This window comes from Streptomyces sp. NPDC016469, assembly GCF_040632905.1.
In the GTDB taxonomy this organism is placed as follows: Bacteria; Actinomycetota; Actinomycetes; order Streptomycetales; family Streptomycetaceae; genus Streptomyces.
The window spans coordinates 1-20,689 of the sequence record NZ_JBEYCQ010000026.1 but is presented as its reverse complement, the minus strand read 5'-3'; the positions used below and the strand labels follow the sequence as shown (position 1 = coordinate 20,689).

Annotated in this window: 21 protein-coding genes and 1 riboswitch; of the genes, 10 read left to right on the top strand and 11 right to left on the bottom strand. The window is 72.4% G+C overall.

The features are described 5' to 3' along the window. Positions 1-110 precede the first annotated feature (110 nt). The 5 genes from hisN to ABZ565_RS26200 form a co-directional block, all read right to left on the bottom strand. On the bottom strand, positions 111-911 hold the full coding sequence (hisN, locus tag ABZ565_RS26220; protein ID WP_361031631.1) for a histidinol-phosphatase: 801 nt from the start codon (positions 909-911) through the stop codon (positions 111-113). Positions 912-967: 56 nt separating this feature from the next. Next, a complete protein-coding gene (locus ABZ565_RS26215; RefSeq protein WP_073964058.1) occupies positions 968-1,291 on the bottom strand; it encodes a multidrug efflux SMR transporter in 324 nt (107 codons plus the stop codon). 110 nt (positions 1,292-1,401) lie between these two features. Next, positions 1,402-2,418, bottom strand: a complete 1,017-nt coding sequence (rsgA, locus tag ABZ565_RS26210; RefSeq protein ID WP_361031627.1) for a ribosome small subunit-dependent GTPase A — start codon at positions 2,416-2,418, stop codon at positions 1,402-1,404. Positions 2,419-2,421: 3 nt separating this feature from the next. Then, positions 2,422-3,771, bottom strand: a complete 1,350-nt coding sequence (gene aroA / locus ABZ565_RS26205) for a 3-phosphoshikimate 1-carboxyvinyltransferase (RefSeq protein WP_361031625.1) — start codon at positions 3,769-3,771, stop codon at positions 2,422-2,424. Between the two features lie 214 nt (positions 3,772-3,985). After that, positions 3,986-4,699 carry a M50 family metallopeptidase gene (locus ABZ565_RS26200; protein ID WP_361031622.1) on the bottom strand — a complete coding sequence of 238 codons (714 nt, stop codon included), beginning with the start codon at positions 4,697-4,699 and terminating at the stop codon, positions 3,986-3,988. 65 nt (positions 4,700-4,764) lie between these two features. Here ABZ565_RS26200 and ABZ565_RS26195 point away from each other — a divergent pair, with 65 nt between their 5' ends. The 9 genes from ABZ565_RS26195 to ABZ565_RS26155 all read left to right on the top strand — a co-directional run bounded on the left by ABZ565_RS26195 (position 4,765) and on the right by ABZ565_RS26155 (position 12,977). Beyond that, entirely contained in the window at positions 4,765-5,580 is an 816-nt protein-coding gene (locus ABZ565_RS26195) for an SOS response-associated peptidase (protein ID WP_361031619.1), read from the top strand. Between the two features lie 55 nt (positions 5,581-5,635). Beyond that, positions 5,636-6,307, top strand: a complete 672-nt coding sequence (locus ABZ565_RS26190; RefSeq protein ID WP_361031616.1) for an alpha/beta family hydrolase — start codon at positions 5,636-5,638, stop codon at positions 6,305-6,307. 283 nt (positions 6,308-6,590) lie between these two features. Then, entirely contained in the window at positions 6,591-7,247 is a 657-nt protein-coding gene (locus tag ABZ565_RS26185) for a sigma-70 family RNA polymerase sigma factor (protein WP_018105559.1), read from the top strand. After that, positions 7,244-7,564, top strand: a complete 321-nt coding sequence (gene rsrA, locus ABZ565_RS26180) for a mycothiol system anti-sigma-R factor (protein WP_361031613.1) — start codon at positions 7,244-7,246, stop codon at positions 7,562-7,564. Before ABZ565_RS26185 ends, rsrA begins: the two co-directional genes overlap by 4 nt. A gap of 109 nt (positions 7,565-7,673) precedes the next feature. Beyond that, positions 7,674-9,059, top strand: a complete 1,386-nt coding sequence (locus ABZ565_RS26175) for an HD-GYP domain-containing protein (protein WP_361031610.1) — start codon at positions 7,674-7,676, stop codon at positions 9,057-9,059. Continuing rightward, a complete protein-coding gene (locus tag ABZ565_RS26170; protein ID WP_361031607.1) occupies positions 9,056-10,324 on the top strand; it encodes an HD domain-containing protein in 1,269 nt (422 codons plus the stop codon). The genes ABZ565_RS26175 and ABZ565_RS26170 overlap by 4 nt, the downstream gene beginning before the upstream one ends. A gap of 91 nt (positions 10,325-10,415) precedes the next feature. After that, positions 10,416-11,408 (top strand): hypothetical protein, encoded by a 993-nt coding sequence (locus tag ABZ565_RS26165; RefSeq protein WP_018549909.1) that lies wholly within the window; start codon positions 10,416-10,418, stop codon positions 11,406-11,408. A 59-nt stretch (positions 11,409-11,467) separates the two neighbouring features. Further along, complete coding sequence (gene def, locus ABZ565_RS26160; RefSeq protein ID WP_361031603.1) at positions 11,468-12,106, top strand: peptide deformylase; 639 nt, start codon at positions 11,468-11,470, stop codon at positions 12,104-12,106. 139 nt (positions 12,107-12,245) lie between these two features. Then, a complete protein-coding gene (locus ABZ565_RS26155; RefSeq protein WP_361031600.1) occupies positions 12,246-12,977 on the top strand; it encodes a D-Ala-D-Ala carboxypeptidase family metallohydrolase in 732 nt (243 codons plus the stop codon). 47 nt (positions 12,978-13,024) lie between these two features. Here ABZ565_RS26155 and ABZ565_RS26150 read toward each other — a convergent pair whose 3' ends face one another. The 3 genes from ABZ565_RS26150 to ABZ565_RS26140 all read right to left on the bottom strand — a co-directional run bounded on the left by ABZ565_RS26150 (position 13,025) and on the right by ABZ565_RS26140 (position 15,997). Beyond that, positions 13,025-14,038, bottom strand: a complete 1,014-nt coding sequence (locus ABZ565_RS26150) for an RICIN domain-containing protein (protein ID WP_361031597.1) — start codon at positions 14,036-14,038, stop codon at positions 13,025-13,027. 58 nt (positions 14,039-14,096) lie between these two features. Next, positions 14,097-14,933 (bottom strand): beta-N-acetylhexosaminidase, encoded by an 837-nt coding sequence (locus ABZ565_RS26145; protein ID WP_361031594.1) that lies wholly within the window; start codon positions 14,931-14,933, stop codon positions 14,097-14,099. An 89-nt stretch (positions 14,934-15,022) separates the two neighbouring features. After that, positions 15,023-15,997, bottom strand: coding sequence for a helix-turn-helix domain-containing protein (locus ABZ565_RS26140; RefSeq protein ID WP_361031591.1), 975 nt, complete (start codon positions 15,995-15,997; stop codon positions 15,023-15,025). A gap of 81 nt (positions 15,998-16,078) precedes the next feature. On the opposite strand from ABZ565_RS26140, the gene ABZ565_RS26135 reads away from it, so the two are divergent. Next, positions 16,079-16,291 carry a hypothetical protein gene (locus tag ABZ565_RS26135; RefSeq protein WP_361031588.1) on the top strand — a complete coding sequence of 71 codons (213 nt, stop codon included), beginning with the start codon at positions 16,079-16,081 and terminating at the stop codon, positions 16,289-16,291. Here ABZ565_RS26135 and ABZ565_RS26130 read toward each other — a convergent pair. The 3 genes from ABZ565_RS26130 to ABZ565_RS26120 all read right to left on the bottom strand — a co-directional run bounded on the left by ABZ565_RS26130 (position 16,288) and on the right by ABZ565_RS26120 (position 20,550). After that, positions 16,288-17,307, bottom strand: a complete 1,020-nt coding sequence (locus tag ABZ565_RS26130; protein ID WP_361031585.1) for a ribonucleotide-diphosphate reductase subunit beta — start codon at positions 17,305-17,307, stop codon at positions 16,288-16,290. The two genes, ABZ565_RS26135 and ABZ565_RS26130, sit on opposite strands and share 4 nt — an antisense overlap. Further along, complete coding sequence (locus tag ABZ565_RS26125) at positions 17,307-19,718, bottom strand: ribonucleoside-diphosphate reductase subunit alpha (protein ID WP_361031582.1); 2,412 nt, start codon at positions 19,716-19,718, stop codon at positions 17,307-17,309. The genes ABZ565_RS26130 and ABZ565_RS26125 overlap by 1 nt, the downstream gene beginning before the upstream one ends. A gap of 139 nt (positions 19,719-19,857) precedes the next feature. After that, a riboswitch (cobalamin riboswitch) is annotated at positions 19,858-19,996 on the bottom strand. A 41-nt stretch (positions 19,997-20,037) separates the two neighbouring features. Continuing rightward, complete coding sequence (locus ABZ565_RS26120) at positions 20,038-20,550, bottom strand: GNAT family N-acetyltransferase (RefSeq protein WP_361031579.1); 513 nt, start codon at positions 20,548-20,550, stop codon at positions 20,038-20,040. Positions 20,551-20,689: the final 139 nt, after the last annotated feature.

Sequence of the window (20,689 nt, the reverse complement as noted above, 5' to 3'; positions counted from 1 at the left end):
TTGCACCGATACGGAAAGGCGGCAAGGGGGCGCGAAGATCAGAAAAGGGGCGCGCGGCCCGTCCGCGCGCCCCTCGAATGCCCTTACGCCGCCCTGCGGGCGGAGCGCACTCAGTAACGCTGGTTGAGGTAACCCAGCAGCTCGCGGTGGAGCGCGCCGTTCGACGCCGCTCCGTTCCCGCCGCCCGGCCCGTCCACACCATCCAGACTGGTGAACCGGCCGCCCGCCTCCTGGACGACGATCGCGTTCGCCGCCATGTCCCAGAGTGAGAGCTCGGGCTCCGCGCACATGTCCACGGACCCCTCGGCGACCATCATGTACGGCCAGAAGTCCCCGTAACCACGGGTGCGCCAGCAGGCCCGGGTCAGGTCCAGGAACCCGTCGAGCCGCCCCTGCTCCTCCCAGCCGGTCAGCGAGGAGTACGCGAACGAGGCGTCCGCGATCCGCTCCACGCTGGAGACCTGGAGCCGGGTCGCGGAGGTGAGACTGCGGCCGGTGTACGCGCCCGAGCCCTTCGCCGCCCACCAGCGCCGGTTCAGCGCGGGGGCCGACACGACGCCCACGACCGGCTGGAAGCCCTCCTCGCCGGCCTCCATCAACGAGATCAGCGTCGCCCAGACCGGCACGCCCCGCACGTAGTTCTTGGTGCCGTCGATCGGGTCGATCACCCAGCGCCGCGGACCGGTGCCCTCGATGCCGTACTCCTCGCCCAGGATCGCGTCGCGCGGGCGCGCCCGGTGCAGATGGCCCCGGATCAGTTCCTCGGCGGCCTTGTCGGCCTCGCTCACCGGCGTCATGTCCGGCTTGGTCTCGACCTTGAGGTCCAGGGCCTTGAACCGGTCCATCGTCACCGCGTCGGCGGCGTCCGCCAGTACGTGGGCCAGGCGCAGATCATCGTGGTAATCGGGCATGCCGTCACAGTATCGACCCACAGGTGAGCCGGGCCACACGGGCCCGGAGCGCGGGGTCAGTGCGCGGAGCCGGAGAGCTGGAGGCCGATCACGCCGAGGATCACCAGCGAGATGGACACCAGCTTGAGCGTGGAGACCACGTCACCGAGGAAGATCATGCCGTAGATGGCCGTCCCCGCCGCGCCGATGCCGGTCCACACCGCGTACGCGGGCCCGACATCGAGCTTCTTCAGGGACAGGGTCAGCAGACCGAAGCTGCCCAGCGCGAAGACGCAGAACGCGATGGTCGGCCACAGCCGGGTGAAGCCGTGCGAGAGCTTCAGGCAGACCGCGAACCCGGTCTCCAGAAGTCCCGCGACCACGACCAGCAGCCATGCCATCGTCCGCACCCTCCCGCATAGCCCACCGCCCGCACCGGCCGGTGCCGCTGGGCGTGATTATGCACTTACCGGAAGCGAGTGATCGCAAACGTTCCCGGCCCGGTCGGCGATCAGTCGCCCTCGCGCCTGTTACGGGTGGAGAGCAGGCGGCGCAGCGAGTCCAGCCGCGCCGGGTCCGCGTGCCCCGCCGCCACCCAGGCGTCCAGCGCGCATTCCGGTTCGTGGCTGTCGTGGGTGCAGCCGCGCGGGCACTCCTCCGTACCGGGCTGGAGGTCCGGGAAGGCGTTGATGACGCGCGACGGGTCGATGTGGTTCAGCCCGAACGAGCGCACCCCCGGGGTGTCGATCACCCAGCCCCGGTAGCCCGGCAGCGGCAGCGCCAGGGCCGACGTGGTGGTGTGCCGGCCCCGGCCGGTCACCGCGTTCACGACTCCCGTGGTGCGCCGCTTCTCCTTCGGTACCAGCGCGTTGACCAGCGTGGTCTTGCCGACGCCCGAGTGCCCGACGAAGGCCGTCACCCGGCCGTCGAGCTGCTCGCGGACCCGGTCGGCCGCGTCCCCGTTCTCCAGCTCCTCGCGGCTGGTGACGACGAACGGCACCCCCAGCGGGGTGTACGCGCCCAGCAGCGCGTCCGGGGACGCCAGGTCGGACTTGGTCAGCACCAGGAGCGGGGAGAGCCCCCCGTCGTACGCGGCGACCAGGCACCGGTCGATCATGCGCGGACGCGGTTCCGGATCGGCCAGCGCGGTCACGATCGCCAGCTGGTCCGCGTTGGCCACGACCACCCGCTCGAACGGGTCGTCGTCGTCCGCCGTCCGGCGCAGCACCGAGCGCCGCTCACCGATGCGGACGATCCGGGCGAGGGTGTCCTTGTCGCCGGACAGGTCGCCGACGAGCGAGACGGTGTCGCCCACCACCGCCGCCTTGCGGCCCAGCTCGCGGGCCTTCATCGCGACGATCGTGCGATCGCCGACCAGGACGGTGAGGCGCCCCCGGTCCACGGTGAGGACCATGCCGTCCTCGGCGTCCTCGTGCTTGGGCCGGATGTGGGTGCGCGGACGGTTGCCCTTGCGGTTGGGGCGGACGCGGATGTCGTCCTCGTCGGGGTTCTTGCCGTAGCGGCGCATGTCTCAGGCCCCGAGCATTCCGGTCCACATCTGCGGGAAGTCCGGCAGGGTCTTGGCGGTCGTCGCCACGTTCTCGATCTCCACTCCGGGGACGGCAAGGCCGATGACGGACCCCGCGGTGGCCATCCGGTGGTCGTCATACGTATGGAAGGTACCGCCGTGCAGCGGGCGCGGGCGGATGTGCAGGCCGTCCGCCGTCTCGGTGACGTCGCCGCCCAGCTCGTTGATCTCCTTGGTGAGCGCGGCCAGCCGGTCCGTCTCGTGCAGCCGCAGATGGGCGACGCCGCTCAGCGTGGAGGGGGAGTCGGCCAGGGCGGCCACGGCGGCGATGCCCGGGGTGAGCTCGCCGACCTCGGAGAGGTCCACGTCGATGCCGTGGACGCGGCCGGAGCCGGTGAAGGTCAGCCCGTGCTCGGTGAGCTCGCAGCTGCCGCCCATCGCGGTGAAGATGTCGCGCAGCGCGTCACCGGGCTGCGTGGTGCGCAGCGGCCAGTCCGGGATGGTCACCCGGCCGCCCGTGACCAGCGCCGCCGCCAGGAACGGCTGGGCGTTGGACAGGTCCGGCTCGACGGTCAGGTCCCGGCCGAGGAGCGCCGAGGGGGAGACCCGCCAGACGTTCGGCTCGCCGCCGGTCTCCGGCTCGTCCACCTGCGCGCCGACGGCCCGGAGCATGTCGACGGTCATCCGGATGTGCGGCATGGACGGCAGCCGGTCGCCGGTGTGCCGGACCTCCACGCCCTGGTTGAAGCGCGGCGCGGAGAGCAGCAGCGCCGAGACGAACTGGGAGGACGAGGAGGCGTCGATCGCGACCGGCCCGCCGTCCAGCGCGCCGCCGCCGTGCACGGTCATCGGCAGCGAGCCCCGGGAGTCGTCGTCGATCCGGGCACCGAGGACCCGCAGGGCCTCGATCACCCCGGTCAGCGGGCGCTCGTAGGAGCGGGGGTCGCCGTCGAAGCGGACGGGGCCTTCGGCGAGCGTGGCCACCGGGGGCAGGAAGCGCATGACCGTACCGGCGTTGCCGACGTCTACGGTGACCGGGCCGTGCAGCGGGGCCGGGATGACCCGCCACGCCTCGCCCGCGGCCTCAGGACCGCCGGCCGCGCCGGTCGCCGAGGAGCTGGAGGACACCGTCTCCTCGATGCGTACGCCCATCGCGCGCAGCGCGTCCGCCATCAGCAGGGTGTCCCGGGAGCGCAGCGGCCGGCGCAGCCAGCCCGGCTCCGAGGAGAGCGCGGCGAGCACCAGCGCGCGGTTGGTGACCGACTTGGAACCGGGCACCGTGACGGTCGCGTCGACGGCCCCGCTCGCGAAGGGGGCGGGCCAGAGGGCGGGGTGCACGGCGCTTTCGGTCATGCGCTCACTTTAGGTCCTGTCCGGAGTTCCCCGCCTGCGCCCCGACGCCCGGCACGCACGCTCGCCGCACGGGGGCGCAGGACAGGTGGCTCCGCCACATGACCTGCGGTCCCGCACACCGATCGCACGCACCGGCCGCCGCCGCGCCCGCGCTCCGCGCGGACGACGGGGAACTCCGGACAGGACCTGGAGGTCTGCCCCGGCATGAGCCCGGTCACAGCCCCAGCAGCCAGCGCCCGCCGCCGATCAGGGAGCACAGCGACACCGCGTGGAAGAGGAACAGCCACAGCGCCGCCGGGACGTCGGTCAGGCGGGACAGCTGGTCCGCGTCGGAGTCCGGAGCCCCGCCGTGCCGCCGCTTCGACTGGAGCTCGAACACCGGGCGTACACCGCCCAGCAGCAGGAACCAGACCACGCTGTACGCGAACAGCGACTGCCAGGCGGGCGAGGCCAGCCACGAGACCAGCAGGAACACCGAGCCGGTGAGGATCACCGTCAGCGCCCCGTACACGTTGCGGATCATCACCAGCATCACCGCGAGCAGGGCGGTCGCCAGCCACAGCAGCAGCGTGATCCGGCCGTCCACCAGCAGCCAGGCGCCACCGAGCCCGAGCAGCGAGGGCGCGGTGTAGCCCGCCGCCGCGGTCAGCACCATGCCGATCCCGGTGGGCTTGCCCCGGCTCACCGTCAGGCCGCTGGTGTCCGAGTGCAGCCGGATGCCCGAGAGCTGCCGGCCGGAGAGCAGGGCGATCAGTCCGTGGCCGCCCTCGTGCGCGATGGTGATCGCGTTCCGGGACATCCGCCACAGGATGTTCGGCACGACCGCGATGAGCGCCGCCGTCGCGGTCACCACCACCAGCCACTGCTCCGGGGCGGGCTGGGTGCCGGTGACGCGGTCCCACAGGTTGCCGAGATCGGTGCTGTCCATGGGGCGGGCGGCTCCTTGCCGGATCGGGATCCGTTCGGGACGGCGGTCGTGGCAGTCTGGCACTTATGTGCGGACGGTATGCAGCGAGTCGGCGGCCCGAGGACCTGACCGGACTCTTCCAGGTGGAGAAGTGGGAACCGGCCGAGACGCTGGAGCCCGACTACAACGTGGCGCCGACCAAGGAGGTCTACGCCGTACTGGAACGTCCTGTGAAGGACGCGGACGACCAGCGCCCGGTTCGCCAGATGCGGGCACTGAAATGGGGGCTCGTCCCGTCCTGGGCCAAGAACCCGGAGGGCGCCGCCCGGATGATCAACGCCCGGGCGGAGACCGTCCACGAGAAGCCGTCCTTCCGCCGCCCGTTCGTCTCCCGGCGCTGCATCCTGCCCGCCGACGGCTATTACGAGTGGGTGACCGGCGCCGAGGAGCGGCAGCTGGAGGAGAAGGGGCGCCGCAAGCGCCCCCGCAAGCAGCCGTACTTCGTGACCCCGGCCGACGGCTCGGTCTTCGCGATGGCCGGTCTGTACGAGTTCTGGCGCGACCGCACCCTGCCCGACGACCATCCGCAGGCGTGGTGGGTGACCTGCTCGGTGATCACCACCGAGGCGGAGACCACCCCGCTCGCCGTCGCCCCCGCCGAAGGACCGGCCTCGCTCTCCGACATCCACCCCCGGATGCCGCTGATGCTCACCCCGGACCGCTGGGACGACTGGCTGGACCCCTCCCGCACCGACCCGGAGGAGCTGCGCGCCCTGCTCGCACCGCCGCCGCCCGGCCTGATGCGCGCCTACCCGGTCGCGACCGCCGTCAGCAACGTCCGCAACAACGGCCCCGAGCTGAAGGACGAGCTGGCCGAGCCCGAGGTGAGCACCCTCTTCTGAGCTGCACGCGACGGGCCCCGCGCCATCCCCGTACCGTCCACCGGGTGTTGGTTGGATGGGCACCGTGAACTCCGACGACGTGACCCCCCGCGCCGAGACCGTCGAGACCGGGGCCGGCACCGCCCGCGTCACCTGGCTCGCCGCCCCCGCCCCCGCCCCCGCCCCGCGCCTCGTGCTCGCCCTCGGCCACGGCGCCGGCGGCGGCATCGAGGCCCGCGACCTCAAGGCCCTCGGCGCCGCCCTGCCCGCGCACGGGGTGAGCGTCGCCCTCGTGGAGCAGCCCTGGCGGGTGGCCGGCAAGAAGCTGGCGCCCGCCCCGAAGACTCTGGACACCGGCTGGCGCGGACTCTGGCCCGCTCTCGCCGCCCCCGGGCTGCCGGTCGTCGCCGGGGGACGGAGCGCCGGGGCCCGCGTGGCCTGCCGCACCGCCGCTGACCTCGGCGCCCGGGCGGTCCTGGCGCTCAGCTTCCCGCTGCACCCGCCGGGCCGCCCCGAGAAGACCCGGGCCGACGAGCTGCTGGGCTGCGGGGTGGACGCGCTCGTCGTCCAGGGCGGCAACGACCCGTTCGGGAAGCCCGCCGAATTCCCGCCCGGCGACTACCGGATCACCGAGGTGCCGTACGGCGACCACGGCTTCGCCGTACCGAAGAGGTCCGGGCTCACCGAGGAGCGGGCGATGGAAATCCTCACCGCGTCGGTCACCGGGTGGCTGGCGGATCTGGCGTGACGCGCGCCCCTCGCGGGCCCGGGAATGCCCGGCGGGGGGCCGCTGTTGTGACGGACATCGGTACGCCAACGTCGTAAGTGGAGAGGGAGTCCGTCGCATGGGTTCGACCATCTGCCCACGTCGCTCGAACACCGCTGACCTGGAGTGGACGGTCCTGCACGCGGCCAAGACCACTCCCGAGCGGTCACTCGGCGGAACGGATCGACAGCCCGCGCCGGACCAAGGTCGACTATTCTCCGATTCGAGCGGGTCCGGTTTCGGCTCCGCCCCAGCGTTGGAGGAGGTGGGTCCGGTCACTGGGACCGACACAGGGACCGACGACGGCCGCCCGCAGGAGACGACGGCCGAGCGCAACGCGCGGTTCGAGCGCGACGCCCTCGGTTTCCTCGACCAGATGTACTCGGCGGCCCTGCGCATGACGCGCAATCCCGCGGACGCCGAGGACCTGGTCCAGGAGACGTATGCCAAGGCGTACGGCTCCTTCCACCAGTTCCGTGAGGGGACCAACCTCAAGGCGTGGATGTACCGCATCCTCACAAACACCTTCATCAACTCGTACCGCAAGAAGCAGCGCGAACCCCAGCGCAGTGCCGCCGAGGAGATCGAGGACTGGCAGCTGGCCCGCGCCGAGTCGCACATGTCGACCGGGCTGCGCTCCGCCGAGTCGCAGGCCCTCGACCACCTGCCCGACTCGGACGTGAAGTCCGCGTTGCAGGCGATCCCCGAGGAGTTCCGCATCGCGGTCTATCTCGCCGATGTCGAGGGCTTTGCCTACAAGGAGATCGCGGACATCATGGGGACTCCCATCGGTACGGTGATGTCCCGACTGCACCGGGGCCGCCGTCAACTGCGCGGCATGCTGGAGGACTACGCCCGTGACCGCGGGCTCGTCCCCGCCGGCGCCGGTGAGTCGGACGATCGGAAAGGCTCGGGCTCATGAGCTGCGGAGAGCCGCACGAGACGGAGTGCGCAGAGGTCCTCGATCACCTCTACGAGTTTCTCGACCGGGAGATGCCCGACAGCGACTGCACCAAGTTCGAGGCGCACTTCGTCGAGTGTTCCCCCTGCCTGGAGAAGTACGGCCTTGAGCAGGCCGTGAAGAAGCTGGTGAAGCGCTGCTGCGGCCAGGACGACGTGCCGGCCGACCTGCGCTCCAAGGTGATGGGCCGCATCGACCTCATCCGCTCGGGACAGGCGGTGCCGGAACAGGACGTCAGCGTCTCGGGCCCCGAGGTACCCAGCGCCGCCAAGGAGTAGACCTCCCGCGCTTCACCCGAACGTGCTAATCGCCCCCAACGGCACCCGCCCGGATCGCCCCGCTCGTTAGCGTGGCCCCTTCACGAGCGGAGCTGGGGGGCGAGCGAGGGTGAGAGCGACACGCGGGGCGGCGCGGGCCCACATCGGCGCCGTCACCCTCGGCGCGGTCGTGTGCGCGGGGCCCGCCCTGCGCCCCGAGGCCGCCACCCCGTGGACCACCCTGGCCCTCCTCGCCGGGCTCTACCTCGCCTGCGAACTCCTCGGCCGCCGCCCCTTCCCGGTCGGCTTCGTCGGCGCCGGCTCCTTCTTTCCGCTGCTGCTCGCCGCCGCCTTCCTGCTCCCGCCCCCGGCGGCGGCGCTCGTCGCCGTCCCCGGCTCCCTCGCGGGCCGGGCCGGCAAACCGCCGGCCGCCGCCCGCCGGATCTGGCGCGCCGCCGAGCTGGCCGTCGCCGTCTGGGCGGCCGCCCGCGTCCACGCCCTGCTCGGCGGGCCCGCCGCGCTCGGCAGCCCGCCGGACCTCCCCTACGCGCTGCTGCCCGTCTGCGCGGCGGCCCTCGCCTTCAGCGCCGTGCTCGCCGCCCTCGACGGCTCGATCCTGCTCGTCGCGGAACAGCTGCCGGTCCGCCGCGCCTGGCGCGGACTCCTGCCGCGCTCGCTCGCCCCGCACCTGGTGCACGGTCTCGCCGGGCTGATGATGGCCGTCCTCTGGAACAGCTCGTACGGGCCGCTCGCCGCGCTCTTCGTCCTGCTGCCCATGTACATCTCCTGCTGGGTCTACGCCCAGTACCACCGCGAGCACGCCGCGCACCGGGCCACCATCAGGGCGCTCGTCCAGGCCGTCGACATCAAGGACACCTACACCCGGGGCCACAGCGAACGGGTCGGCCGCGCCTCCGTCCTCATCGCGCACGAACTGGGCCTGGACCGGGAACGCGTCGAGGTCCTCCGGTTCGCCGGCATCCTCCACGACGTCGGCAAGCTGGGCGTCCCCACCCGCGTCCTGCGCAAGGACGGCCCGCTCACCCCCGAGGAGCGGCGCGTCATCGAGCTGCACCCGGAGTACGGGCACGAGATCGTCCGGGGCATCGGCTTCCTCGGCGAGGCCAGGGCCGCGATCCTGCACCACCACGAACGCCTCGACGGCAGCGGCTACCCGTACGGGCTCTCCGGCCGGGGCATCCCCGAGTGCGCCCGCATCGTCGCCGTCGCCGACGCCTTCGACGCCATGACCTCGACCCGCTCCTACCGGCGGGGCCGGCCGGTCCCCGTCGCCGTGGAGGAGCTGAAGCGGTGCGCGGGCACGCAGTTCGACCCGCGGATGGTGCGGGCCCTGGCGCGCGGCCTGGAGCGGTACGGCTGGTTCGGGGCCGTCACGGCGGACGACGCGCAGCTGCCGCCCCCGAGGGAAGAGGACGGCGGCCGGAGCGCTCACGAGGCCGGGGCCCTCAAGGAACCCCTCGGCCCCCGGCCGGACGGCACCGAGGGGCCGCGGTGACCCCGGGGCCCGCGACCCTGGGCCTGCGCGGTGCCGCCCTCGTGCTCGCCGCCGCCGGGCTCGGGTACACCCTGTGGCGCGGGGTCCACGATCCGGGGCACGCCCTCGCCTTCGGCGCCCTCATCACCATCGGGGAGCTGGCCCGCTGGGGTGCCCTGCCCGGCGAGCGGGAGCCCGCGCCCCTCGGGGCCGCCGGGGCGCTCGCGTACGCCCTGCTCGGGCGCAGCGGCGGGCACCCCACCAGTCACGGGGTCCTCCAGGTCGTCGCGGTCCTGGCCGCCGCCCAGCTCGTCGCCTCGGTGCCGCAGCTGGCGCGGGGTGACGGGCCGGGTGCCGACCAGGTGGCCCGGCGGCTGCTCACCGTGACCTTCGCGGCGGTCTGCTTCCAGCCGCTGTACAACGCGGGCGCCAGCGAGCGGTGGTTCGGCGACGGTCCGTACTACGCGGCCTTCCTGCTCCTGCTGCTCGGCCTGACCGCCCTCTGCGACGCCGTGCTCGCCGCGCTCCTGCTGCGGGCCGGCACCCGGCCGCGCGGCTCCCGCGCCGCTCCCGCGCCGTACGGGCCGCTGCTCCGCGTCGAGTTGCGGGCGCTCACCGGTATCGGCTCGGCCGTCTGCGCGACCGGTGCGGTCATGGCGCTCGGGGTCGCCGCCGCCGGGCTGTGGGCGCTGCCCGTGCTCTGCGTACCGCTGCTGCTCACCCAGCTCTCGTACCGCCGGTTCGCCGCCGTGCGCACCACGTACCGGCAGACCATCGCCTCGCTCGCCCGGTCCACCGAGATCGCCGGCTACACCCCGCACGGCCACGCCCGCCGGGTCGCCGAGCTGTGCACGGCCGTCGGGCGCGAGATGGGCCTGTCCGGGCCCGAGCTCACCGTCCTGGAGTACGCGGCGCTGATGCACGACATCGGCCAGCTCTCCCTGGTCGACCCGGTGCCGGACGGGGCGACGGCCCTGCTGCCCACCGCCGAGCAGCGCCGGATCGCGCTGCTCGGCGGTGCGGTGGTCCGGCAGACCGGGGTGGACGCGAAGGTCGCCGTCGTGGTGGAGCGGCAGGCCGACCCCTACCGGGAGCAGCCGCTGTCCGCCAGGATCGTCCGGGCGGTGAACGCATACGACGACCTCAGCGGGGAAAGTCTCTCCGGGCCACTGGGTGCGCTGGAACAGCTCAGGCTCGGCACCGGGCACGACTACCAGCCGCAGGTGGTGGAGTCCCTGGCCCGGGTTCTGGCCCGGGGCGGTCTGACCCCCGTCCCGCCCGGGTAACCGATGGGTAATGAGCGGGCGTCCGGCCCGGCATGGTTGGATGCGAAGAGAGCGGTAGAACGAGGGTGTCCAGTCGGGACAGGCGGGAATCGTGAGGATCTTCGGGAAGGTACGGCATCGGCCGTCCGCCTCTTGGCGGCAGGCCACGGACCGCGCGTTCACGCTGATCGGCGACGGCCGGTACGAGGACGCGGGGGCGCTGCTGACACGCGCGGCGGACCTGGAGCCCTGGCTCTCCGAGTCGTGGTTCAACCTGGCGCTGCTGCACAAGTTCCGGCACGACTGGGAACAGGCGAGGGCCGCCGGGCTGCGGGCCGTCGCCCTGCTCGACAAGGAGTCCGGAGCGCCGGACTGGTGGAACGTGGGCATCGCCGCGACCGCCCTCCAGGACTGGCCGCTGGCGCGCCGCGCCTGGCAGGCGTACGGCCTGAAGGTCCCTGGTGGCGGGCAGCAGACCCCGGCCGCGGGCAGCGAGCCGGTGGGCATGGAGCTGGGCAGCGCGGCGGTACGGCTGTCGCCGGAGGGCGAGGCCGAGGTCGTGTGGGGCCGCCGTCTCGACCCGGCCCGCATAGAGGTGCTGTCGATCCCGCTGCCGTCGTCCGGGCGGCGCTGGGGCGAGGTCGTGCTGCACGACGGGGTGCCGAACGGCGAACGGATCACCGCGGCGGGCCCGTCCTATCCGGTCTTCGACGAGATCGAGCTGTGGGCCCCGTCGCCCGTGCCGACCTGGGTGGTGCTGCTGGAAGCGGCCACGGAGGCGGACCGGGACGCGCTGGAGCAGCTGGCCTCGGACGCGGGCTTCGCCGCCGAGGACTGGTCCTCGTCGGTTCGGCTGCTGTGCCGGTCCTGTTCGGAGAGCCGGATGGAGAGCGACGAGGGCGACGGCGAGCACCTGGACCCGCACGACCACAGCGAACCGGGGCATCCGGGCCCGCTGGGCCACCGCACGGCCGGTGAGCTGTGGGTGCCGGAGCGTGAGTGCGGTCTCGCGGCCCCGGCCGGTCTGGTGCGCGGGCTGCTGGACGGCTGGGTGGCGGACAGCCCGGACAGCCGCGAGTGGCGCGATCTCGAAGAAGTCTGCTGACCCGTGGCCGTAGGCTGTACGCGCACCGATTCGGGTTTTGAGGAAGGCGTACGGCGGACATGGCGCAGCAGGAGACGGACGAGCAGGTCAGCGTCGACGAGGAGGGCTTCCTCATCGACACCGAGGACTGTGAGGCGCGCGAGACGGCACACCGCGAGCGCGGTACCTCCCGTCCGATCACGGTCGTGGGCAACCCGGTCCTGCACAAGGAGTGCAAGGACGTCACGGAGTTCGGCGACGAGCTGGCCGCGCTGATCGACGACATGTTCGCGAGCCAGCGCACGGCGGAGGGCGTCGGCCTGGCCGCCAACCAGATCGGCGTCGACCTCAAGGTCTTCGTCTACGACTGCCCCGACGACGAGGGCGTGCGGCACGTCGGCGCCATCTGCAACCCGGTCCTGGAGGAGCTGCCGCCCGAGGCGCGGGTTCTGGACGACTCCGGCGAGGGCTGCCTCTCCGTGCCGACGGCGTACGCCTCGCTGGCCCGCCCGGACTACGCGGTGGTGCGCGGCCAGGACGCGAAGGGCAACCCGGTGCGGGTGCGCGGCACGGGCTACTTCGCGCGCTGCCTCCAGCACGAGACGGATCACCTGTACGGCTACCTGTACATCGACCGGCTCTCCAAGCGCGAGCGCAAGGACGCGCTGCGGCAGATGGCGGAGAACACCCCGCGCTACGAGGTCGTCCCGAACGGCTGAGCTGTGGTGAACGCGGCGCGGGCCCGTCCCGCGCCGCGTTCGCTTCTCCGTCAACCGCCGTTTCTACACGCGTAGTTGACGGGCCCCGTCTCATCCGACAGGCTCGTGCGCACACCTTCGACAGTGGTAGGGAGCTCCCGTGATCAGACGTTCCGTACGACTCCTGCTCAGCCTTGTCATGACCATGGCGTTCGCTTGGGGCGGCGCCGTCGTCACCGCCGGCACCGCCCAGGCCGACGACTGCTACACCTGGACGCGCACCCTGAGTCCGGGTGCCACCGGCAACGACGTCGCCCAGCTCCAGATCCGGGTCGCCGGATACCCCGGCTACAACTCGGTCCTGGCCGTCGACGGCTCGTACGGCCCCGCCACCACCGCCGCCGTCAAGCGCTTCCAGGCCGCCTACGGGCTGGCCGCCGACGGCATCGCCGGCCCCGCCACCCAGGCCAAGATCTACGCCCTGCAGGACGGCGACTGCACCCCGGCGCACTTCACGTACGCCGAGATGAACCGCTGCAACAGCACCTGGTCGGGCGGCGCGGTCTCGGCGGCCACGGCGAAGGCCAACGCGCTGAGCACCATGTGGAAGCTGGAGGCGCTGCGCCACGCGCTCGGCGACCGGCCCATCACCATCAACAGCGGGTTCCGCTCGACGTCCTGCAACAGCGCCGCCGGCGGTGCCTCGAACAGCCGCCATCTGTACGGTGACGCGGCCGACCTCGGCGGGATCGCCTTCTGCACCCTCGCCAAGGAGGCCCGCAACCACGGGTTCAACGGGATCCTCGGCCCGGGCTACCCGGACCACAACGACCACGTCCATGTGAACCAGGGCCCCAGCCATTACTGGTCGGCGCCCAACTGCGGTATCTGAGCCACGCGGTGGGGCCCGCCGGCCGTCGGCGGGCCCCGCACGCGTGCTTACGCCCCGGCCCGCAGCGGCGTACCGCCCGTCGTCTGCACCGCCGCGCCGTCCGCCGGGCGCTCGGTCAGGCGCAGCTGCGAGATCGCGTTGCGCAGGACGAACGCCCCGCGGCCGGCGTCCAGCTGCCAGCGCTGGGTGCGCGCGCCCGCCGAGCAGGTGCCGAGCGACAGTTCGGCGCCCACCTCCAGCGGGGCGCCCAGGTACTTCCTGCCGCGTACCGCGTCCAGGCACAGCCCGTCCGCCGAGCGGACCGTGTAGTAGCCGTCGGCGGTCGCGGTGAGCGTCCAGGCCGCCTCGGCGCCCTTGACCAGGGCGACCCCGGCGTCCGCGGCCGGGGCCAGCGCCTTCGCGCCGGACGACAGCCGGTAGGTGCCGTCGGCCAGCGGGGCGCGGTCGGTGTTCGCCCAGCCGGGGGCGTGGCCGATACGGCGGGCCATGGCCTCGAAACCGGCGTACGTCGCGCTGGGCTTCGGGCCGCCCCAGGTGGCCTGGGCGATGAAGCGCAGCGGCATGAAGACCTTCGCCTCGACCTCGTTCTCGGTCTCGGCCGCCGCGCTGTCCGGCCACAGGCTGATCTTCGCGCCGGTCAGGTTCGCGGCCGTGGCGGGGAGCGTCTGGCCCTCGAAGCGCAGGGGCGTCCAGTCGCTCTCGTACAGCTGCTGGGTCCTGGTGGTGTAGCCGCCGCGCACCAGGTACAGCGCGTAGGCGGAGTTCATCACCGGGCGGCCCTCGGCCAGCAGGGCGGACGGCTCCTGGATGGCACCGCCGCCGAGCCAGTGCTCTACGGTGATGTCACGGTCCAGCGGGACGAGCGTGTTGCGGCCCAGCAGCCCGTCGTTCCAGATGCGCAGCGAGCGGCCGCGCTCCTTCACATGGGCGTTGACCTGGTTGATGAAGTCCACGAACAGGTCGTCGGGGGTGGCCGTGGCACCGAACTTCGCGGCGGCCGCCGCCTGGAGCTGCGGGTAGTCCGGGTAGGAGGAGCCGAGCATGTACTCGTCGGCGCCCATGTGCCAGGTGTCGGTGCCCAGACGTCCAGGGCCTCGTCGACCAGTGAGGTGTAGTACGTCAGTGCCTCGGGCCGCGAGATGTCCAGGCGGGGCGGGGAGCCGTGCCGTCCTTGTCCCTGAGCTGGAGCTCGGGGTGGTTCTCCAGGTAGGGGTCCATGTGGCCGGGGGAGTTGATCTCCGGCACCAGGTCGATGTGGTACTTCTTCGCCATCGCGGCCAGCGAGCGGATCTGCGGCTTGGTGTAGTAGCCCCAGAACGCCGACTCCGGGTCGGTGTCGCTGCGGACCTTCGCCTCGATCCAGAGCTGGTTGAGCTTCTGGGACGCCATGTCCTTCATCAGCCGCTCGAACCACGGCAGCGACACGTTGATGTAGCAGGCACAGACCCCGACCCCGCGCTCCCGGTACGCGGGCACGTCGGTCGCCGAACCGCGCGCGGCCCGCCCGTCGTCGTTCAGCAGCTGCAGCACCGTGCGCGAACCGTAGAACACACCCGCCGAGGTGGCCGCGGTGACCGTGACCCGGTCGCCGACCTCCAGCCGGTAGCCCTCCGCCCCGAGCGAGCCCTTCAGCGAGGCGTCCTGGCGCAGCACGATGTCACCGGTGCGCGCCCGGCCCCGGGAGACCTGCTGCCCGCCCGCCAGCTCCCCGGCGAACCGGGCCGCGTCCTCCGCCGTACGCCGCTCGCGCACCCCGTCCAGCACGATCCTGGCCCGGTCGGTGAGGACGAACTCGCCACCGCCCGGCTGCCACTGGCGCAGCGAGGGCAGCACCTCCGGCGGGGGCGCCGTCGCCGGGGCCTCCTCGGCCGAGGCGGTCTGCCAGGGGAGCAGGGTGGCGGCGAGCGCGGCCACCACGGCCCCGACGGTCCTTCGTCTTGCCTTCCGCATGTCCATGGCACCGACCCTGGTGCGCGCGTGAAGGCCCGGTCCATGGACAGGTCGCCCGATCGGTTGGACGAATGATCGGATGTGCCTCGGTGACCTCAGGCCGCCTCGGTGATGGCGGAAGGCCCCCGGAAGGTGCGCCGGTACGCCTGCGGGGTGGTATCCAGTGCCCGTACGAACTGATGGCGCAGCGCCGCCGCCGTCCCGAAGCCGGTCCGGTCGGCGATGGTGTCGATGGTTTCGTCGGATGTCTCCAGCAGATGCTGGGCCAGCAGGACGCGCTGGCGCAGCAGCCAGCGGTATGGAGTGGTCCCGGTCTCCTGCTGGAAGCGGCGGGCGAAGGTGCGCGGCGACATGTGCGCCCGGTCGGCGAGCTGTTCGACGGTCATCTCGCGGTCGAGGTGGCGCTCCATCCAGGCCAGCGTGTCGCCCACCGTGTCGCAGCGGGTGCGCGGCAGCGGCCGCTGGATGTACTGCGCCTGCCCGCCGTCCCGGTGCGGCGGCACCACCATCCGGCGGGCGATGGTGTTGGCGGCGGCCGGCCCGTACGCCTGGCGGACCAGGTGCAGGCAGGCGTCGATCCCCGCCGCCGTCCCCGCCGACGTGGTGACCGGCCCGTCCTCCACGTACAGCACGTCCGGCTCGACGGCGGCCTCGGGGAAGCGGCGGGCCAGGTCGTCGGCGTGCCGCCAGTGCGTGGTGCAGCGGCGGCCGTCCAGCAGCCCGGCCGCGCCCAGGAGGTACGCCCCCGAGCAGACGCTGAGCACCCGGGCCCCCCGCTCCACGGCCCGGCGCAGGGCGGTCAGGACCTCCTCCGGGAACTCGCGCTCCCCGAAGCGGCTGCCGGCCGGTACGGCGACGAGGTCGGCCTCCTCCAGCCGGTCGAGGCCGTAGGGGGTGCTGATCGTGAAGCCGGCGTGGGTCCGCAGCAGGGGTCCCTCGCCGGAGACCACCGCGAAATCGTGCACCGGCAGGCCCTCGTCACTGCGGTCGAGGCCGAACACCTCGCAGAGGACGCCGAGTTCGAAGGGGTGGACGTCATCGAGCATCAGGGCGGCGACGTTGTTCAGCATGGACCCAGTGTGGCAGTAATTCGATGTCGTATGACAGTCCTGCCACTGCCGCTTCTTCGCCGGAACGAGGACAGTAGAGGCATGAACACATTCCTGAACTTCCTCGGCATTTCCGCACTTTTCGCCCTCGTCCTGCTGCCCGCGCTGGTCGGCATGGCCCGCGAGCGCCGCATCGACCGCGAGCTGCGCGAAGCGGAACAGGACCGGAGCACCCGTCCACCCCGAACGGCGGACGCCGCGCGGCCGGTGGGGGCCGCACGGCGTCCGTACGTCAGGAGCTGGGCGAGGATCTAGAAGTCGTCGTCGAAGGCGACCGTGCCCTCGACGGCCACCTGGTACGCCGAGGGGCGCCGCTCGAAGAAGTTCGTGAGCTCCTGGACCCCCTGGAGCTCCATGAACGAGAACGGGTTCTGCGATCCGTACACCGCGGGGAAGCCCAGCCGGGTGAGCCGCTGGTCGGCCACGCACTCCAGGTACGCGCGCATCGACTCGGTGTTCATGCCCGGCAGCCCGTCGCCGCACAGGTCGCGGCCGAACTGCAGCTCCGCCTCGACGGCCTCCTTCAGCATGTCGGTGACCTGCTGCCGGAGGGCGTCGTCGAAGAGGTCCGGCTCCTCCTTGCGGACCGTGTCCACGACCTCGAACGCGAAGTTCATGTGCATGGTCTCGTCGCGGAAGACCCAGTTGGTCCCCGTGGCGAGACCGTGCAGCAGCCCGCGCGAGCGGAACCAGTACACGTACGCGAAGGCGCCATAGAAGAACAGCCCCTCGATGCACGCCGCGAAGCAGATCAGGTTCAGCAGGAAGCGGCGGCGGTCCGCCTTCGACTCCAGCCGGTCGATCTTCTCCACCGAGTCCATCCACCGGAAGCAGAACTGCGCCTTCTCGCGGATCGACGGGATGTTCTCCACCGCCGCGAACGCCGCCGCGCGGTCGTCCGGGTCGGGCAGATAGGTGTCGAGCAGCGTCAGATAGAACTGGACGTGCACGGCCTCCTCGAACAGCTGCCGCGACAGGTACAGCCGCGCCTCGGGGGAGTTGATGTGCTTGTACAGCGTCAGCACCAGGTTGTTGGCGACGATCGAGTCACCGGTCGCGAAGAACGCGACCAGCCGCCCGATGAGGTGCTGCTCGGCGGGCGTCATCTTCGCGAGGTCCGCCACGTCCGAGTGGAGATCGACCTCCTCCACGTGCCAGGTGTTCTTGATCGCGTCCCGGTAGCGCTCGTAGAAGTCCGGGTAGCGCATGGGCCGCAGGGTCAGCTCGAATCCCGGGTCCAGCAGGTTCTTCTCGGCGGTCGTGGTGCTCATTACTGGCATGCCTCGCAGGACTCGGGGTTTTCCAGGGAGCAGGCGATGGCGTCCGCGTCGGGCGCCTGCGCCTGCTGTACGGGGACGGGGGCGGCGGCCGGCGCGGCCCCGGACGCGGCACGGGCGATCCGGGTCGCCGGGCGGGAGCGCAGGTAGTACGTCGTCTTCAGACCCTGCTTCCAGGCGTACGCGTACATCGAGGAGAGCTTGCCGATCGTCGGCGTCTCCAGGAACAGGTTGAGCGACTGGCTCTGGTCGAGGAACGGCGTACGGGCCGCCGCCATGTCGATCAGGCCGCGCTGCGGGATCTCCCACGCCGTGCGGTACAACGCCCGCACCTCCGCCGGGATCCAGGCGAAGCCCTGCACCGAGCCGTTCGACTCGCGCAGCGCCTCACGCGTCCGCGCGTCCCACACGCCGAGCCGCTTCAGCTCGTCCACCAGATAGCCGTTGACCTGGAGGAACTCACCGCTCAGGGTCTCCCGCTTGAAGAGGTTCGAGACCTGGGGCTCGATGCACTCGTAGACCCCCGCGATCGAGGCGATCGTCGCGGTCGGGGCGATCGCCAGGAGCAGCGAGTTGCGCATCCCGGTCGTCGCGATCCGGGCCCGCAGCGCCTCCCAGCGCTCCGGCCAGTTCAGCTGCACGTCGTAGTGGTCAGGGTGCAGCACCCCGCGCGCGGCCCGGGTCTCGGACCAGGCGGGCAGCGGCCCCGACCGCTCCGCGAGGTCGCAGGACGCCTCGTAGGCGGCCAGCATGATCCGCTCGGAGATCCGGGTCGAGAGCGCCCGGGCCTCGGGGGAGTCGAAGGGCAGCCGCAGCTGGAAGAAGACGTCCTGGAGACCCATCGCGCCCAGGCCCACCGGCCGCCAGCGGGCGTTGGACCGGCCGGCCTGCTCGGTCGGGTAGAAGTTGATGTCCACGACCCGGTCGAGGAAGGTCACCGCGGTGCGCACGGTGGCGTCCAGCCGCTCCCAGTCGATCGAGGAGCCCTTGACGAACGCGCCGAGGTTGACCGAACCGAGGTTGCAGACGGCCGTCTCGCCGTCGTCGGTGACCTCCAGGATCTCGGTGCACAGGTTCGAGGAGTGCACGACCCTGCCCGGCTCGGCGGTCTGGTTGGCGGTGCGGTTGGAGGCGTCCTTGAACGTCATCCAGCCCTGACCGGTCTGCGCCAGGGTCCGCATCATCCGGCCGTACAGCTCGCGGGCCGGCATGGTCTTGCGGGCCAGGCCCTTCGCCTCGGCCGCCCGGTACGCGGCGTCGAAGTCGTCGCCCCACAGGTCGGTCAGCTCGGGCACGTCCGCCGGGGAGAACAGTGACCAGGTGGAGTCCGCGTCGACGCGGCGCATGAACTCGTCGGGGATCCAGTGCGCCAGGTTCAGGTTGTGCGTGCGCCGCTGGTCCTCGCCGGTGTTGTCGCGGAGCTCCAGGAACTCCTCGATGTCCGCGTGCCAGGTCTCCAGGTAGACCGCGGCGGCACCCTTGCGCCGGCCGCCCTGGTTCACGGCCGCGACGGAGGCGTCCAGCGTCTTGAGGAACGGCACGATGCCGTTGGAATGCCCGTTGGTGCCCCGGATCAGCGAACCCCGGGCACGGACGCGGGAGTACGAGAGGCCGATGCCGCCCGCGTGCTTCGACAGGCGGGCCACCTGGTGGTAGCGGTCGTAGATCGAGTCCAGCTCGTCCAGCGGCGAGTCGAGCAGGTAGCAGGACGACATCTGCGGGTGGCGGGTGCCGGAGTTGAAGAGCGTCGGCGAGGACGGCAGGTAGTCCAGCCGGCTCATCAGCCCGTACAGCGCCGCGACCTCGTCCAGTGCCCGCGCGGAGGTGTCCTCGGCGAGCCCGGCGGCGACCCGGAGCATGAAGTGCTGGGGGGTTTCGATGACCTGGCGGGTGATCGGGTGGCGCAGCAGGTAGCGGCTGTGCAGGGTGCGCAGCCCGAAGTAGCCGAAGCGGTCGTCGGCCCCGTCCGCGAGGGACCGCTCGACCAGGGCGTCCAGGGCGGCGGCGTGCAGCGTGACGAACTCGGCGGTCCGGTCCGCGATCAGGCCCTCGCGGTGGCCCACGGCGACGGAGGCGGAGAACGAGGTGGCGCCCTGGGCCGCGGCCTCGTCCGCGATGGACCGGGTGAGCAGCCGGGCGGCGAGCCGGGAGTAGGCGGGGTCCTCGGAGATGAGGCCCGCCGCGGCCTCGGTGGCCAGCGAGCGCAGCTCCGCCTCGTCCGACCGGGCGTTGCGGCCGCGCAGGGCGGCGGCGGCGACGCGCCCGGGGTCGGTGTCGGGCAGATCGGCGGTGAGGTCGGTCAGGGTCCGCAGCAGTGCGGTGCCGGGCCCGTCGCTCGCGGGTCCGGCGGCTTCGGAATCGGCCGTCTTCGGCGCTGAGGCCGGATCGGCTGGCGCGATGGTCACGTGGTGCTCTCCCTCGCTCGGCTCTGGGCCGGCGGGGAGCGGGGGCAGCCGGGCAGGAGGGGGCCCGGGCGGGCGGCACTCCGTGCGGCGTCCACCGGCCCATCCCACGAGGCCCGGACGTCTGGGCATCCGGCTCGGTCGATCCGGATGCACTGTCGGCAGGTCCTCGGACTCCACGGGTGCGCGATTGCGCACCGGATACACCGTTGCGGGACAGTTCCGGATTCGCACCGGATTCCCCTGCGGCGACAGCGAGCACGAGCATACATGTGGGGGCCGCCCGGCCGGACAGCCCCCACATGTTGTGTCGTGCCTGCTCTCACTCCGGGGGACGCAGGTCCAGACGGTACGTCAGCAGCGTGAGGTCATCGATGGGGTTCCAGTCCCGCTCGGGGGTCCGTGCGAAGCCGAGGCGCCCGTAGATCCGGTGGGCCCCGCGCATCGCCGGCTGCGTCGACAGGACGATTCCCGTGACGCCCGCGGTACCCCGTGCGCGTTCGACGCAGGCCCGGACGAGTGCCTCGCCGGCGCCGGCACCGCGGGCTTCGCGGGAGACCGCCAGCATCCGGAATTCGGCCTCGTCCGCGGCCGCGATGTCGCACCACGGGTTGCCCGGCGGGGCGTAGGTGACCCCGCCCAGGACCCGGCCCCGCGCGTCCGCCGCCACCAGCACCTCGGCCTCGGCGGCCCGGCGGGCTACGTCGCGCAGCTGCGTCAGGTACGGATCGTCGGCGCCGAGGTCCAGGAGACCGTCGCCGAGATAGGCCTCGGCGGTGATCCGGCCGAGGAGTGTGTGCTCAGCGGGATCGACCGGCCGGATCGCTATGTCCATGGGCGGAAGTCTGCCGCATACGGGGGGTGGAGCCGCAAGGGATCTTCCGCGGTACGCGTGACCACGGCGTTCCGGGTGGCGGAGGACCGCACCTTCGCCGGTGTCGGGGGCGACCCGTTCGCCCTGCCCGAGGGGGCGA

What these genes read in the sequence shown, in the direction of transcription:
- hisN (WP_361031631.1), bottom strand. Translation starts at nt 911, where the DNA reads ATGCCCGATTACCACGATGATCTGCGCCTGGCCCACGTACTGGCGGAC.
- ABZ565_RS26215 (WP_073964058.1), bottom strand. Translation starts at nt 1,291, where the DNA reads ATGGCATGGCTGCTGGTCGTGGTCGCGGGACTTCTGGAGACCGGGTTC.
- rsgA (WP_361031627.1), bottom strand. Translation starts at nt 2,418, where the DNA reads ATGCGCCGCTACGGCAAGAACCCCGACGAGGACGACATCCGCGTCCGC.
- aroA (WP_361031625.1), bottom strand. Translation starts at nt 3,771, where the DNA reads ATGACCGAAAGCGCCGTGCACCCCGCCCTCTGGCCCGCCCCCTTCGCG.
- ABZ565_RS26200 (WP_361031622.1), bottom strand. Translation starts at nt 4,699, where the DNA reads ATGGACAGCACCGATCTCGGCAACCTGTGGGACCGCGTCACCGGCACC.
- ABZ565_RS26195 (WP_361031619.1), top strand. Translation starts at nt 4,765, where the DNA reads ATGTGCGGACGGTATGCAGCGAGTCGGCGGCCCGAGGACCTGACCGGA.
- ABZ565_RS26190 (WP_361031616.1), top strand. Translation starts at nt 5,636, where the DNA reads ATGGGCACCGTGAACTCCGACGACGTGACCCCCCGCGCCGAGACCGTC.
- rsrA (WP_361031613.1), top strand. Translation starts at nt 7,244, where the DNA reads ATGAGCTGCGGAGAGCCGCACGAGACGGAGTGCGCAGAGGTCCTCGAT.
- def (WP_361031603.1), top strand. Translation starts at nt 11,468, where the DNA reads ATGGCGCAGCAGGAGACGGACGAGCAGGTCAGCGTCGACGAGGAGGGC.
- ABZ565_RS26150 (WP_361031597.1), bottom strand. Translation starts at nt 14,038, where the DNA reads ATGGGCGCCGACGAGTACATGCTCGGCTCCTCCTACCCGGACTACCCG.
- ABZ565_RS26145 (WP_361031594.1), bottom strand. Translation starts at nt 14,933, where the DNA reads ATGGACATGCGGAAGGCAAGACGAAGGACCGTCGGGGCCGTGGTGGCC.
- ABZ565_RS26140 (WP_361031591.1), bottom strand. Translation starts at nt 15,997, where the DNA reads ATGCTGAACAACGTCGCCGCCCTGATGCTCGATGACGTCCACCCCTTC.
- ABZ565_RS26135 (WP_361031588.1), top strand. Translation starts at nt 16,079, where the DNA reads ATGAACACATTCCTGAACTTCCTCGGCATTTCCGCACTTTTCGCCCTC.
- ABZ565_RS26130 (WP_361031585.1), bottom strand. Translation starts at nt 17,307, where the DNA reads ATGAGCACCACGACCGCCGAGAAGAACCTGCTGGACCCGGGATTCGAG.
- ABZ565_RS26120 (WP_361031579.1), bottom strand. Translation starts at nt 20,550, where the DNA reads ATGGACATAGCGATCCGGCCGGTCGATCCCGCTGAGCACACACTCCTC.